The sequence below is a fragment of the Neisseria flavescens genome, assembly GCF_001618065.1.
Classification (GTDB): domain Bacteria; phylum Pseudomonadota; class Gammaproteobacteria; order Burkholderiales; family Neisseriaceae; genus Neisseria; species Neisseria flavescens_A.
In genome coordinates, this window is sequence record NZ_LAEI01000040.1 from 1 (window position 1) to 14,020 (window position 14,020).

Below are 14,020 nucleotides of genomic sequence, written 5' to 3' on the forward strand. Positions count from 1 at the left end.
GTTTTGCGTTATTACGTTTGGTCCGGTAGGTACGTTGTCGTATTCGGTTTGTCCGGGAGTTACTTAGGCGTTATTCGTTAGTCCGGGTAGTAGTTAGTCGTATTGTGTCCGGTAAGATTGCTAGTGTTGCGAGTATTGCTATGTTGCGAGTATTGCGTATGTGCGAGTATGTAGTGTGTCGAGTATGTATGTTGCGAGTATGTATGTTGCGAGTATGTTATTGTTGTCCGGAAGTATTGCTATTGTTGCCGGAGGTATTGCTATTGTTGCCGGAAGTATTGCTATTGTTGCCGGAAGTATTGTTATTGTTGCCGGAAGTATTACCGTTATTGCCAGTAGAATCGCCGTTATTCTTCTGGATGCCATTTGATGAACTAGTGATGGATGGAATGTCATTAGGCTGGTTGTTGCTGCATGCTGCCAGGCTCAGGATGATAATAGTTGCTGTGCTTACTTTTTTGAAAGACATAGATATTTCCTTTGCAATGAGTTGATTGATAATTAAAATGTAGATGTATTATCAAATAGTCATTTAAAAATATCAAGTAAATAATTTACAAAAATAATTAATTTGTTAAATTACGAGGCATTTTGTTATTTTTGGCCATTATATAGACGGAGAATTAGGTGTTAATGACAAAAAAAGGTCGTCTGAAAACAGAAATCTCGTTTTCAGACGACCTTTTGCCTTTATCCGTCAAACTGCTGCTGCTTCAGGTTTGACCTTGCTTTTCTTAAACTTCAACACGGCTTCTTCTTTTGCTACATCCCAGTCTATCAGCACAAAGCCACCTTCGGCGAGTTTGCCGAACAGGAGTTCGTCGGCGAGCGGTTTGCGGATTTTTTCCTGAATCAGTCGGTTCATCGGGCGTGCTCCCATTTGCGGGTCGAAACCTTTTTCTGCCAGATAGTTGCGCAATGCCGGTGTGAATTCGGCTTCGACTTTTTTGTCGAGGAGTTGGTGTTCGAGCTGGAGCAGGAATTTGTCCACGACTTTGACGATAATGGGTTCGGACAAGGGTGCAAACGGGATAATTGCGTCCAAGCGGTTGCGGAACTCAGGCGTGAAGAGCTTGTTGATTGCCTGCATTTCATCGCCGCGTTCGCGTTTGGCCGTAAAGCCGAGGCTGGGTCGGCTGAGGCTTTCCGCGCCTGCGTTGGTGGTCATAATCAGGATGACGTTGCGGAAATCGGCGCTCTTGCCGTTGTTGTCGGTCAGTTTGCCTGCGTCCATGACTTGCAGGAGGACGTTGAAAATGTCGGGATGGGCTTTTTCGATTTCGTCCAAGAGCAACACGCAGTGCGGCTGTTTGTTGACGGCTTCGGTTAAAAGGCCGCCTTGTTCAAAGCCGACGTAGCCCGGCGGCGCACCGATAAGGCGCGATACAGCGTGGCGTTCCATGTATTCGGACATATCAAAGCGTTGCAGCGGTACGCCCATCGAGTAGGCAAGCTGTTTGGCGACTTCGGTTTTGCCGACGCCGGTCGGGCCGGAGAAGAGGAAACTGCCTATCGGTTTGTCGGGCAGGGCGAGGCCGGAGCGCGACATTTTGACGGCGGCAACCAGTACATCGATGGCGTTTTCCTGACCGTAAACCATGTTTTTCAAATCGCGGCCGAGGAATTGCAACACTTGTTTGTCGTCGTGCGACACGGTTTTTTCGGGAATCCGCGCGACTTTGGCGATGACGGTTTCGATTTGCGCTTTGCCGATGACTTTTTTCTGTTTGGATTTGGGCAAAATCCGTTGCGCTGCGCCTGCTTCGTCCATCACGTCGATGGCTTTGTCGGGCAGGAAACGCTCGTTGATGTAGCGGGCGGAGAGTTCGGCTGCGGCTTCAAGTGCGCCTTGCGTATAGCGGACTTGGTGGAAATCTTCAAACATCGGTTTCAAGCCGCGCAGGATTTGAACGGTTTCGGAAACGGTAGGTTCGACCACGTCGATTTTTTGGAAGCGGCGGCTTAAGGCGTGGTCTTTGTCGAAAATGGTGCGGTATTCGTCGTAGGTGGTCGCGCCGATGCAGCGCAGCGAACCTTTCGCCAGCGCGGGTTTGAGCAGGTTGGACGCGTCCATCGTGCCGCCGCTGGTGCTGCCCGCGCCGATGATGGTGTGGATTTCGTCGATGAACAAAATGGCGTGCGGGATTTTTTCGAGCTGTTTCAAGACGGATTTGACCCGCGCTTCAAAGTCGCCGCGGTATTTCGTGCCCGCCAAAAGCGAACCCATATCCAGCGCGTACACTTCGGCTTCCTTAAGCGCGTCGGGAATGTCGCCGTTGACGATTTGGTGTGCCAAGCCTTCCGCCAGCGCGGTTTTGCCCACGCCTGCTTCGCCGACTAAAAGCGGATTGTTTTTGCGGCGGCGGCACAGGATTTGCACCAGCCTTTCCATTTCGTGTTTGCGACCAATCAAAGGGTCGATACGACCGACTTTGACTTCGGCGTTGAGGTTGACGGTGTAGTCGGAAAGGGAGCCGGTTTTTTGTTCCGCTTCTTCGCCCTCACGTTCCAGGCCGTCTGAATCATTGCCGTCTTCGTCATCGGGTGAGCCATGGGCAATGCAACGCAAGACTTCAAAGCGCGTAATAGATTGCAATTTGAGGAAATAAACGGCATGGCTTTCGGATTCGCTCATCATGGCAACCAAAATATCCAAAGGCTCTACTGCGGCTTTACCAGCAGACTGGGTATGCACCATCGCCCGTTGGATGACGCGTTGGAAGCCCAATGTCGGTTGGGTTTCGACCGTATCCAGAAGATGATCGGGAATTTGCGGCGTATTTTCGGCAACACTGGCGGCCAGCTGCTCGGACAGGACTTTCAAATCCGCACCACACAGTTTCAAGACGTTCGGCACAGCCGCATCTTCTTCTATCAGCACCAAAAGCAGGTGTTCCAAGCTGATAAACTCATAACGCGCGTTGCGTGCTTCACGGTAGAGCAGTTGCAGGATGTGTTCCAATTCGGGTGAAAGCATGGTTTAAACCTCTTCGACTATACATTTGAGCGGATGCCCTTCGGCTTTGGCGCGTTCCATGACCTGATGCTGCTTGGTTTGCGCAATATCGCGCGTGTAGGTGCCGCACAGGCCTTTGCCTTCGTGGTGCACCAGCAACATGACGGCCACGGCCTGTTCTTGTGCAAGCATAAAGACTTCGGTCAGGATTTCGACGACAAATTCCATGGTGGTGTAATCGTCGTTCAATAAAAATACGCCGTAACGTTTCGGCGGCTGTGTGTTGATATCGCTGAGCAGGGTATCGGATTGGTGGTCGGTATTCGGATGGTTCATAATCTTAGGTTTCAGTTTTCAGACGGCCTGTTTTAGAGTGTAAACCGTTTTCTGTTGTATTTCGGCAATTTTTTTCTATTTTCCCACTTTTTTGAAAACATAGCTTGACGTTTTGTCTTAACAAATGTAAAAAGACGGTTAAGCAGAAGTTGGCACTCGACCGCGTATGCAATACGTGGGAGAAACGCTGAACGTTTTAGTTTGCTGTATGCCTTGTTTTGCTGATTTTGTTAATTTTTAAGTATAGGAAGTTTCTAATGGCAACCGGTATCGTAAAATGGTTTAACGACGCTAAAGGTTTTGGTTTCATCACTCCTGATGAAGGTGGCGAAGATTTGTTCGCTCACTTCTCAGCGATCAACATGGATGGTTTCAAAACCCTGAAAGAAGGTCAACGCGTATCTTTCGACGTAACCACCGGCCCTAAAGGCAAACAAGCTGCTAACATTCAAGCTGCTTAATCAAATGCGCGGCGTAAGCCGTAAAATCATGGCGGGGTTTCCCGCCATTTTTTATGGGCGTTCGGGTCAAAAATTATGAATCAAAATTCATCTTATCAAAATGCTTTAAACCAGTTAGACGAGCTTATCCGTCATTTTCGCAGCGAAGGCGAAGTCAGCTGCGTCGTTGCCGAGCGTGAAGATCAAATCTTGATCCGCCTTGCCGATTTGAAACTGGATTTGCACCCTGAAGATGAAAAAGCCATTGCCGATATAGACCGCTTTTACCGTCGCCATGTTTTAAGCGAATAAACGTTTCAAAACCGTTTGCCGTTTTATTTTTTAAGCATGCCTGATAAAATAGGCCGTCTGAAAAGTTTGTAAAGAATCAGCACAATGAGTATTGCCAATAATAAAAAAGCCTTTCACGATTTCTTTATCGAGGACCAAATCGAAGCCGGTATAGTATTGGAGGGATGGGAAGTTAAAGCCATCCGCGCTGCACGCGTGCAATTAAAAGAAAGCTATATCTACTGGAAAAAAGACGCATTCTATTTGGTGGGCTGCCACATTACCGCATTGCCCACTGCCTCGACACACGTCAAACCCGACCCTGTCCGTCCGCGTAAGTTGTTGTTGAAACAATCGGAAATCAATAAGTTAATCGGCAAAACCGAACGTGCAGGTTATACGATTGTGCCCTTAAACCTGCATTACACCCGCGGTAGAATCAAAGTGGAAATCGGTTTGGCCAAGGGTAAGAAACAGCATGACAAACGCCAAAGCCTGAAAGAAGCGGATTGGAAGCGTGAGAAACAGCGTTTGATGAAAAACGTACGTTGATTTTTTCAGACGGCCTTTGCAGAAAGGCCGTCTGAATATTTATTGTTTGAAATTTTAAAAGGAAAACAGATGAAAACCATGATTTTAGCGGCGGCTTCAGCCGTATTGTTGCTGGGCGCGTGTTCCACTACTGAACAAAGAGTATTGAAACCTGAAGAGCTGACCAGCATCAAACATGTCTGCATCATTCAAAATGCAAAAGTAAGACCGCATGATTTGGATCGTGCTTTGTCTAAAGCTTTGGCAAAACGCGGTATTGGCAGCACTATTGTGACAGCGGACAACCGTGGCAAACTGTATGATTCTTCTTGCCCGTATAACCTGCGTTACAAAACCAAAGGCAATAATGAAATCTTGCGTAAAGGCGTATTTGTGTTGAGAAGCACGAAGTATGCGGTTTCTACTGTCAGCTACTCTTTAAATGATGAAAACCACTTCCGAACCAATCCTGATTTGGTGAAACAGGCTGAAGGTGTTGTGGCCAAATTGTTGGAAAAAAACAGCAAATAAAAGCCAGAATAAAAAACCGGCTTGCCGCGATATGGAGAATATCGGGCAAGCCGGTTTTATTTTCAGACGGCCTTAAATGGATTTGATTTTTTCCCAAAGGGTTTTGACCGTACCTTGATAGTAGGTTTCGGAAGTGCAATAGACTGTTTCTAAAGCGCATTGTCCTTGTGAACCGTATTTTTTGATGCACTGGTTCAAGGCAATTTGATGCACGGTTTTGAAACGTGGGGAGGTAATGGCCACCACGTTTTGAGCAGTCAATTTGCCCATGGCTTTAGGATAGGCAACAGCGATACAGGTGTTGTGCAGAGGGACAACCGTTTTGCAGCCTGTTGCTTGGCCTGCGCTGATACCGGCTAAGGCATCTTGGCCTTTACAGAATGTTTCGAGTTCGGCTGTCGCATCCAGTTGGGTTGCATTTTCTTTAGTGGTTTTGATTTGCAGTGCTTCATTGCTGTCGGCAGGGTTTTGCCACATGGCCAGGTAGCCGTAAGTATCGGCAGCCAGGGCGGCAGGAGTCAATGCGCAAAGGATAAGTGTCATTAGTGTTTTTTTCATGTTCGTTCCCTGTTTGTTGGGTATTTGTCGTTATTATAAAGCAAAAGTATTTATTTGATATAAATTTGCTTTTAAAATGAATATTTAGTGTGGCAGATAGATTATAGGCCGTCTGAAATTTCAGACGGCCTTTTGATTATGTTTTAAAGAATAGGGCGTAGCTTAGAGGTTTATACGCCGTGGCGATCGAGCCAACGTTCGGCATCAAGCGCGGCTTGGCAGCCGGAAGCGGCGCTGGTGATGGCTTGACGGTAGGTATGGTCTTTGACGTCGCCTGCCGCCCATACGCCTTCGATATTGGTTGCGCCGACATTGTCACCGGTACCGCCTTTGGTTTTCAGGTAGCCGGTTTCATCCATATCAAGTTGACCTTTGAAGATGTCGGTGTTGGGTTTGTGGCCGATGGCGATGAAAACGCCTTTGACGGCGATTTCTTCAGTGCTGCTGTCATTGTGTTTCAGGCGTGCACCGGTAACGCCGCTTTCGTCGCCCAAGATTTCATCAACCGAGCTGTTGAGCTTGAGGATGATTTTGCCTTCTTCGACGCGTTGCATCAGTTTGTCCACCATGATTTTCTCGGCGCGGAAGCTGTCTCGGCGGTGAATCAGGGTAACGGTGTTGGCGATATTGGCAAGGTAGAGTGCTTCTCCCACAGCGGTATTGCCACCGCCGACTACGGCAACATCTTGTTTTTTGTAGAAGAAACCATCGCAAGTTGCACAGGCGGAAACGCCTTTGCCGGCAAAGGTTTCTTCGCTTGGCAAACCTAAATATTTGGCGGATGCGCCGGTGGCAACGATGAGCGCATCGCAGGTGTATTCGCCCATATCGCCTTTGAGGGTAAACGGACGGTTTTGCAAATCAACGGTGTGGATTTGGTCGAAAATCATTTCAGTGCCGAAGCGTTCGGCATGGGCTTGGAAACGGGCCATCAGTTCCGGACCTTGTACGCCTTCTGCATCGGCAGGCCAGTTGTCCACTTCGGTGGTGGTCATCAATTGTCCGCCTTGCTCAACGCCGGTAATGATCACAGGGTTGAGGTTGGCGCGGGCGGCATAGACAGCGGCAGTATAGCCGGCAGGGCCGGAGCCGAGGATGATGAGTTTGTGATGGTTGCTCATAATGGTTTCCTTGCTGATGAATGATTGAATTTTGTCGTATCTAAGCTTTCAGACGGCCTGAATTTTACTTGAATCTGTCGCCGTCTGAAATATGTTTCTTGCTTGGGTTTAGTGGCTGTCTTTCCATTGGTAGTATTTTGAGCCGAGGAAAGAGCCGAGTTTGCGTAGGAAAGGCTGGGTAATGATGTTGCTGTGGCGCAGTTGCTCAAAAGGTTTCAGACGGCCGTCATCGCCCATGATGGCTTCAGCAATTGCCAAACCGGCAATGCCGGTAATTGCCATACCGTGTCCGGAATAGCCTTGGGCGTAGAAAACGGTAGGGGCGAGGCGGCCGAAATGTGGGGCGAGGTTGCGTGTGATGTCGCATTCGCCGCCCCAGGAATGCTCGATTCTGACGTCGGCAAGTTGTGGGAAAACTTTCAGCATGTCTTGGCGGACGAGTTCGGTCATGCGGTCAGGATCATCGATAAATTCGTTGTCTTTGCCGCCGAAGAGCAGGCGGCCGTCAGCGCTGAGGCGGTAGTAGTCAAGGACGTGGCGGTTGTCGCAGATGGCCATATTGTTGCGGATCAGGTCTTTGGCACGCTCGCCCAGAGGCTCGGTGGCGATGATAAAGGTGCTGACTGCAATGGCTTTTTGTTCCAATACTTTGAATTTCGGGTGTAAACCGGCATAAGTATTAACGGCATAAACGAGGTTTTTGCACTCAATGCTGCCATTGGGCGTGTGTACCAGCCAGCCGTTATCGCATGGCTCGATACGCGTCATCGGGGATTGCTCAAAAAGTTGTGCGCCTGCATCAGCTGCCGCTTTGGCAATGCCTAGGGTGTAATTGAGCGGGTGTAAGTGGCCGGATAAAGGATCAAATTGCGCACCTTGATACATATCGCTGGCAAGTTGCTGCTTCAGCGTGGCTTTATCCCAAAGCTGGTAATGGCTTGCGCCATAATGTTTTTGAGCGTGTTCGTGCCATTGTTGCAATTCTTCCCAATGCTGAGGACGGACGGCGACGGTAGCGTAGCCGCGTTGCCAATCGCATTGGATGTTGTGTTTTTGAATGCGCGAGTCAACCAGTTCAACGGCTTGCAGGGATTGCTGCCAGAACCATTGGGCCTGTTCCAAACCGACTTGGTTCTCGATTTCTTCCATGCCGCAGGCAAAGTCGCTGATGACTTGTCCGCCGCTTCGGCCTGATGCGCCGAAACCGATACGGGCGGCTTCAAGTACGATGACATCATGGCCGTTTTCGGCAAGCGGTAGGGCGGTGCATAAACCAGACAGGCCGCCGCCGATAACGCAGGTTTCAGTTTTCAGACGGCCTTCAAGCGTCGGATAAGACGGATGGGGATTGGCCGTGCTGACATAGTAGGAAGGAAGGTATTCTTTGAAGCTTGGATTGATCATGATTTGAGCTTTAGGTTGGTTTTCACTTCATTGAAATTGGTTTTCAGACGGCCTGGAATGTGGGTTGGGTTCAGGCCGTCTGAAAGGATAAGATGCAGTTAATAAAACAGGCTGTTCCGATGCTTTATCGGACAGCCTGTCTGCATATTAGGCGGCTTTCTCGGCTGCCAATTTTTCTTGGCGGTAGGCTTCGGCAGCCTCACGTTCCCGTTTGGTTGCCTGACGCATCATCCAGTAGTTAACGACAATAACCAGCGTACCGATGATACCGATCAGGATGGTTGCCAAAACGTTCATCTGAGGGTCAAGGCCGAGTTTGATTTTGGAGAAAATCACTTGCGGCAATGTCGATGAACCCGGGCCTGACAGGAAGGAGGTAATCACCAAGTCGTCCAAAGACAGGGTGATGCCCAAGAGGAAGCCGGAAGCAATCGCAGGGGCAATCAGCGGCAGGGTAATCACGAAGAAAATCTTCAGCGGACGGGCACCCAAGTCCATTGCAGCTTCTTCCAAGGATTGATCCAATTCCACCAAGCGCGAGCGGATAACGACGGTAATGTATGCCATGCAAAGCGTGGTGTGGCCGAGGAAGATGGTGAAGAAACCGCGATCGAAGTAGAGCGATTGCAGCAATTCACTGCCTTGCAGGAACATTTGTACCTGAATAATCAACAGCAGCATGGACAAACCGGTAATCACGTCAGGCATTACCATAGGCGCGGAAATCATACCGGCAAATAGGGTGCTGCCGCGGAAGCGCTTGATACGCGCCATGGCGTAACCTGCCAGTGTGCCGAGTGCCACGGCGGCAAGCGACGAAACGATGGCGATACGCAATGACAGCCAGGCCGCTTCTAAGATGGTGTCGTTTTCCATCAATGCGCCGTACCATTTGGTTGAGAAACCGCCCCAAACGGTAACCAGCTTGGATTCATTGAAAGAATAGATGACCAAAACCACCAGCGGAATATAGAGGAATGCCAGCGAGAGCAGGAGCATCAGTTTCAAGAACCAGGATAATTTGGTTTTCTGCATTATTTGCCTCCTTCTTCCAATTCGCGGTTTTCATAGTGCTGGAATAGGGCAATCGGTATAACCAGCAGGGCAACCATGACGACGGCGACGGCAGAAGCCAGCGGCCAGTTGTTTTGGTCGAAGAATGCCTGCCACAATACTTTACCGATCATCAGGTTTTCAGAGCCGCCCACCAATTCAGGAATCACAAATTCACCGACGGCCGGAACGAAGACCAGCATAGAGCCTGCGATGATGCCTGTTTTGGATAAAGGCAGGGTAATGGTAAAGAACGATTTGATCGGACCTGCGCCCAAGTCGGAAGCGGCTTCGAGCAGGCGGTTGTCCAGTTTTACCAATTGTGTGTACAGCGGCAAAATCATAAACGGCAAATAGGCGTAAACCATCACCAAATTCAGCGAAAAAGCATTGTAGAACAGGTCTAAAGGCTCGCTGATGATTCCGTATTTGATTAAGAAATTGTTGATGATACCGTTGTGTCCCAATAAGCCCATCCATGCGTAAACACGCAAAAGGAAAGAGGTCCAGAAAGGCAGCATGATTGCCAACAGCAGGCCGTTGCGCGCAGCCGGATTAGCGCGTGAAATGGCATAAGCGGTCGGGTAACCAATCAACAGGCAGATGATGGTCGTCGTCAGCGCGGTCTTAATCGAAGACCAGTAGGTCATCAGATAGATATTGCTGTTTTCACTGTCGCCAAACGGATTGAGCGTATTCCAAAAGTTTTGGAAGATGTCGGCGTAGTTCTGATAGCTGATGGCAATGTTCAGACGGCCTAAGTCTTCATCAATCGTTGTCAGCGGCGTAAATGGCGGAATGGCGATTTCTTGTTCGGCAAAGCTGATTTTCAATACGATGGCGAACGGAATCAGAAACAACACCAAGAGCCAGATATACGGCACGGCAATCACTGCACGCTGTCCAGGACGGCGAAACAGTTTCTTTTTCAGTTTTTTAAGGTCCATTGCATTTCCCTCAAATTAACTGTACAGAGGTGTCGGTTGGTTTTCAGGCCAGCTGATATAGACGGTTTCGTCCCAAGTCGGCGGCGTAATGTTGCGCACATACCAATAAGGTGCGGGAACTTGGCTCTTAACAACACGGCCGTTGGCGAGTTTGATATGGTAAATCGCGAAGCTGCCCAAGTAGGCAATTTCTTTGACTGTACCTTGAGCCCAGTTGTGCGCGCCTAAGTGTTCCGGTTTTTCTTTGTGCAAATCAATGTCTTCAGGGCGGATGCTGATCCAGATTTCATGCTCGTTCGGAACGCCCAGGCCGTGGTCGATGCGGACGTGGTTTTCCAAGCCGTCACATTTGACGATAGAGAAATCGGCGCGGTCGTCAATAACGACGCCGTCAAAAATATTGGTTTCGCCGATAAATTCAGCGGTAAAGCGACTGTTAGGGTAGTCGTACACGTCGCTAGGTGTGCCGACTTGGCGCAATTGTCCGTCGGACATAATGGCGATACGGGTAGCCATCGTCATCGCTTCTTCTTGGTCGTGGGTAACCATAATGCAGGTTACGCCGACTTGTTCCAGCGTGTTGACCAATTCCAGTTGGGTTTGTTGGCGCAGTTTTTTATCGAGTGCGCCCAAAGGTTCGTCAAGCAGCAGGATTTTAGGACGTTTCGCCAGGCTGCGCGCCAAAGCGATACGTTGTTGCTGACCGCCGGAGAGTTGGTGCGGCTTGCGTTTGGCAAATTTGGTCATTTGCACCAGGCGTAGCATTTCTTCCACACGGGCGTCAATTTCGCCTTTAGGCATTTTGTCTTGTTTCAGACCGAAAGCGATGTTTTGCTCAACGCTCATGTGCGGGAACAGGGCATAGCTTTGGAACATCATGTTGATTGGGCGCTCGTACGGAGCAAGCTTGGTAATGTCTTGGCCGTCGAGAATGATTTTGCCCTGATTGGGGCTTTCCATGCCTGCCAACATGCGCAGCAGCGTGGATTTGCCACTGCCTGAGCTGCCCAAAAGGGCAAAGATTTCATGTTGATAAATGTCCAAGTCGATGTTATCGACAGCGTAATTGTCACCAAACTTTTTCACCAAGCCTTGGATTTGCAGATAAGGTTTGGCTGAAGACGCAGTGGTTGCGGTCATAATGGCAATACTCCAAAAAGAAAGACGAGTACCGGCAAAACGGATTTTCGAATGGGTGATAAAAAGCTGTTTGATTGCTGGCGGGAGTCGGACGGAGGCCGTCTGAAACTCTTGTAAAGCGCACGGGCAGCGTGGATAGAAAGCAGTTTAAGCCTAAGCTTTTGCTTTCGGCAAACTCAATATTATATTAGCCTAAGCCTCATAGGGGCAATATGAAATTGCTTGTATCGGCTGATTTGAAACAAATATGAAAGGAAAGGCAGGCAGGGGAACAAGATAGTAAAAATGGGTAACGTTGTTTTTCTGCACAAAGGGGTTTAATTATTATTTATATGTCTTAAATAATTATTCAAAATAGAATAAAATACGCAAATTGCATTTATTTGCTAAACCATAATGGATTATGTTTTATATTGGGCGAGGCGGTTTTGCTCAAAATTGAAACTAAATCCGCTATATAAATAAAAGGGAAAACATGAGTATCAAAGAATGGCCCGAAGGGGAGCGGCCGCGCGAGAAGCTCTTGGCGCACGGTGCGGCGGCGTTGAGTGATGCGGAGTTGCTGGCGATTTTGCTGCGTGTCGGAACGCGCGGTATGAGCGCGGTTGATTTAGCGCGTTATTTGTTGAGTGAGTTTGGCAGCTTGGGGAAGCTGATGAGTGCGGATGCCAAAACACTCGCTGCTTATAAGGGCATGGGCTTGGCGAGTTATACTCAATTTGCCGTGGTCAAAGAAATCGGACGGCGGATTTTGGGTGAGGATTTGCAGGAGCAGATTGTTTTGTCAAACCCGAAATCGGTTGCGGATTATCTGCGCCTGCATCTTGGGCATGAAAAAATCGAGGTCAGCGTTGCTTTGCTGCTCAACCGTCAAAATCAATTGATTGCGGTACGGGAATTGTCGCGCGGTACGGTGGCGGAAAATACGGTTTATATTCGTGAAATCGTCAAATTGGCATTGGATGAATATGCCGACAGTTTGATTTTGGCACACAATCATCCGGGCGGTTCGGCAAGGCCGTCTGAATCTGATGTGCAGTTTACAGAGCGTTTGAAACAGGCTTTAAGTTTGGTCGATATTACGCTGTTGGACCATTTTATCGTGACGGCAAAAGAAACCTGTTCTTTGCGCCAACAGGGTATATGTAAGGATGAATGTTCAGACGGCCTCAGTAGGATTAGGTTACCTTACTGAGGCCGTCTGAAGGATTATTGCGTTACTTCGTCGGAGGACTCTTCTTTATAGATGATTTCTTCCGATTTTGGCTTTTCTTTGCTCTTTTCCTTTTCCTTCTCTTTTTCTTTATCCTTGTCTTTTTTACCGTCAGGAATGGCGGCATCAATCACTGCCCCCGTTCCTTTGACAACCAATTTTCCGGCAGTCAGGACGGTTGTAGCAGCCAAATCAACAGCCGCACCTACAACGCAGCAGTTAAGCGTCAAGCAAAGGGCAAGTGCCGGAAGTAGACGTTTTGTGCATCTCAATGATTGCATCCGCAGTGTCCTTCATGATGATGGTCGCATCCGAGTGCTTCTTGCCAAGCATCATCATCGCCGTCAAATTCTTCGACTTCGTCAAATTCACCGTTTTCTACCATGCTTACCAGCTCTTCCAAGCTTTCTGCGCCTTCTACCCAAAAGCAGGGAATATCGGGCGGCGTGTCGGGGGCAAGCAGGGCGGCTTGTTGATCGTGCCAAGCAATCCAATAGCCGTTTTGCGTTTTTACGAATACGGCATCGGGGTGGATGGTTTCATTTTCGGTATTGACCAGCATTCTGTCAGCGATATCTGTTTGAAAAGGTAAGGTTTGCATGATGGTTTGAGAATGTGAGAAAAGAAAGTATTGTAACATGGCAAAAACAAACGCACCGTCTGAGTCAGGCGGTGCGTTTGTGTCTCGGCAACTTGGGTGCGGTCAGTTTAGAAGTGTCAGCCGCACCGGGAATGTCATTCCGTCAAGATTATTTGTCGTCGTTAGCCAAAACGAAGCGGTAAATAGCCGCGCCCACTGCTGCGCCGGCAATAGGAGCCAACCAGAACAACCACAGTTGTTCAACAGCCCAGCCGCCTTGGAACAAGGCAACACCGGTAGAGCGTGCAGGGTTAACGGAAGTATTGGTCACAGGAATGCTGATCAAGTGAATCAGGGTCAGACCCAGGCCGATAGCAATAGGGGCAAAACCGGCCGGAGCCAGTTTGTCGGTAGAACCCATGATGATGATCAGGAAGAATGCGGTCAGTACGAATTCGATCAGCAAAGCAGCCATCATGTCGTAACCGTTAGGAGAGTGTTCGCCGAAACCGTTGCTGGCAAAGCCGGAAGCAACAGCATCAAAACCGGTTTTACCGGAAGCAATCAGATACAGAACGCCTGCTGCGGCAATCGCACCGATGACTTGGGATACGATGTAAGGCAACAAGTCTTTACCGTTGAAACGGCCGCCGATGAAAAGGCCGACGGAAACGGCAGGGTTGAAGTGACCACCGGAAATATGGCCGACGGCGTAAGCCATGGTCAGTACGGTCAAGCCGAATGCCAAGGCGACACCGGCAAAGCCAATGCCGAGTTCAGGGTAGGCTGCTGCCAATACTGCGCTGCCGCAGCCGCCGAATACCAGCCAGAAAGTGCCGAAAAATTCTGCAAAATATTTTTTCATTTGTTTTTCCTCGTAAAGGGTGGGGGTGTTGCCGAAGGCATGAATCATAATAAT

General features: G+C 49.0%; 17 protein-coding genes. 5 read left to right on the forward strand and 12 right to left on the reverse strand.

Annotated elements, in window-relative coordinates:
* Nucleotides 1-217: 217 nt before the first annotated feature.
* From TW89_RS05100 to clpS, 3 genes are all read right to left on the reverse strand, one after another.
* Entirely contained in the window at nucleotides 218-469 is a 252-nt protein-coding gene (locus tag TW89_RS05100; RefSeq protein ID WP_128580748.1) for a hypothetical protein, read from the reverse strand.
* 228 nt (nucleotides 470-697) lie between these two features.
* Nucleotides 698-2,977, reverse strand: a complete 2,280-nt coding sequence (gene clpA, locus TW89_RS05105; protein ID WP_128580749.1) for an ATP-dependent Clp protease ATP-binding subunit ClpA — start codon at nucleotides 2,975-2,977, stop codon at nucleotides 698-700.
* A gap of 3 nt (nucleotides 2,978-2,980) precedes the next feature.
* Entirely contained in the window at nucleotides 2,981-3,292 is a 312-nt protein-coding gene (gene clpS, locus TW89_RS05110; protein WP_003679561.1) for an ATP-dependent Clp protease adapter ClpS, read from the reverse strand.
* A 257-nt stretch (nucleotides 3,293-3,549) separates the two neighbouring features.
* Between clpS and TW89_RS05115 the strand changes: the two genes are divergently transcribed.
* From TW89_RS05115 to TW89_RS05130, 4 genes are all read left to right on the forward strand, one after another.
* Entirely contained in the window at nucleotides 3,550-3,753 is a 204-nt protein-coding gene (locus TW89_RS05115; RefSeq protein WP_003682902.1) for a cold-shock protein, read from the forward strand.
* Between the two features lie 75 nt (nucleotides 3,754-3,828).
* Nucleotides 3,829-4,044, forward strand: coding sequence for a branched-chain amino acid ABC transporter (locus TW89_RS05120; RefSeq protein ID WP_128580750.1), 216 nt, complete (start codon nucleotides 3,829-3,831; stop codon nucleotides 4,042-4,044).
* 84 nt (nucleotides 4,045-4,128) lie between these two features.
* Nucleotides 4,129-4,575, forward strand: a complete 447-nt coding sequence (gene smpB, locus TW89_RS05125) for an SsrA-binding protein SmpB (protein WP_003679566.1) — start codon at nucleotides 4,129-4,131, stop codon at nucleotides 4,573-4,575.
* Between the two features lie 69 nt (nucleotides 4,576-4,644).
* Complete coding sequence (locus TW89_RS05130) at nucleotides 4,645-5,085, forward strand: hypothetical protein (RefSeq protein ID WP_003682952.1); 441 nt, start codon at nucleotides 4,645-4,647, stop codon at nucleotides 5,083-5,085.
* Nucleotides 5,086-5,157: 72 nt separating this feature from the next.
* Here TW89_RS05130 and TW89_RS05135 read toward each other — a convergent pair whose 3' ends face one another.
* From TW89_RS05135 to TW89_RS05160, 6 genes are all read right to left on the reverse strand, one after another.
* Nucleotides 5,158-5,643 carry a DUF4189 domain-containing protein gene (locus TW89_RS05135; RefSeq protein ID WP_063067886.1) on the reverse strand — a complete coding sequence of 162 codons (486 nt, stop codon included), beginning with the start codon at nucleotides 5,641-5,643 and terminating at the stop codon, nucleotides 5,158-5,160.
* A 170-nt stretch (nucleotides 5,644-5,813) separates the two neighbouring features.
* The gene (trxB, locus tag TW89_RS05140) at nucleotides 5,814-6,764 is read right to left on the reverse strand and encodes a thioredoxin-disulfide reductase (protein WP_128580751.1); all 951 of its coding nucleotides are present in this window, start codon (nucleotides 6,762-6,764) and stop codon (nucleotides 5,814-5,816) included.
* Nucleotides 6,765-6,872: 108 nt separating this feature from the next.
* On the reverse strand, nucleotides 6,873-8,168 hold the full coding sequence (locus tag TW89_RS05145; protein WP_128580752.1) for an NAD(P)/FAD-dependent oxidoreductase: 1,296 nt from the start codon (nucleotides 8,166-8,168) through the stop codon (nucleotides 6,873-6,875).
* Between the two features lie 147 nt (nucleotides 8,169-8,315).
* Nucleotides 8,316-9,203 carry an ABC transporter permease subunit gene (locus tag TW89_RS05150; RefSeq protein ID WP_003679574.1) on the reverse strand — a complete coding sequence of 296 codons (888 nt, stop codon included), beginning with the start codon at nucleotides 9,201-9,203 and terminating at the stop codon, nucleotides 8,316-8,318.
* Nucleotides 9,203-10,168 (reverse strand): ABC transporter permease subunit, encoded by a 966-nt coding sequence (locus TW89_RS05155; protein WP_128580753.1) that lies wholly within the window; start codon nucleotides 10,166-10,168, stop codon nucleotides 9,203-9,205. The genes TW89_RS05150 and TW89_RS05155 overlap by 1 nt, the downstream gene beginning before the upstream one ends.
* A 15-nt stretch (nucleotides 10,169-10,183) precedes the next feature.
* A complete protein-coding gene (locus TW89_RS05160; protein WP_128580754.1) occupies nucleotides 10,184-11,308 on the reverse strand; it encodes an ABC transporter ATP-binding protein in 1,125 nt (374 codons plus the stop codon).
* A gap of 475 nt (nucleotides 11,309-11,783) precedes the next feature.
* Here TW89_RS05160 and radC point away from each other — a divergent pair, with 475 nt between their 5' ends.
* A complete protein-coding gene (radC, locus tag TW89_RS05165; RefSeq protein WP_128580755.1) occupies nucleotides 11,784-12,503 on the forward strand; it encodes a RadC family protein in 720 nt (239 codons plus the stop codon).
* Between the two features lie 14 nt (nucleotides 12,504-12,517).
* Here radC and TW89_RS05170 read toward each other — a convergent pair whose 3' ends face one another.
* The 3 genes from TW89_RS05170 to aqpZ form a co-directional block, all read right to left on the reverse strand.
* Nucleotides 12,518-12,802: an NF038104 family lipoprotein gene (locus tag TW89_RS05170; RefSeq protein WP_128580756.1), complete on the reverse strand. Its 285-nt coding sequence runs from the start codon at nucleotides 12,800-12,802 to the stop codon at nucleotides 12,518-12,520.
* Nucleotides 12,790-13,122: a general secretion pathway protein GspG gene (locus TW89_RS05175; RefSeq protein WP_128580757.1), complete on the reverse strand. Its 333-nt coding sequence runs from the start codon at nucleotides 13,120-13,122 to the stop codon at nucleotides 12,790-12,792. The genes TW89_RS05170 and TW89_RS05175 overlap by 13 nt, the downstream gene beginning before the upstream one ends.
* Nucleotides 13,123-13,270: 148 nt before the next feature.
* Nucleotides 13,271-13,966, reverse strand: a complete 696-nt coding sequence (gene aqpZ, locus TW89_RS05180; protein WP_063067881.1) for an aquaporin Z — start codon at nucleotides 13,964-13,966, stop codon at nucleotides 13,271-13,273.
* Between the last annotated feature and the right edge of the window lie 54 nt (nucleotides 13,967-14,020).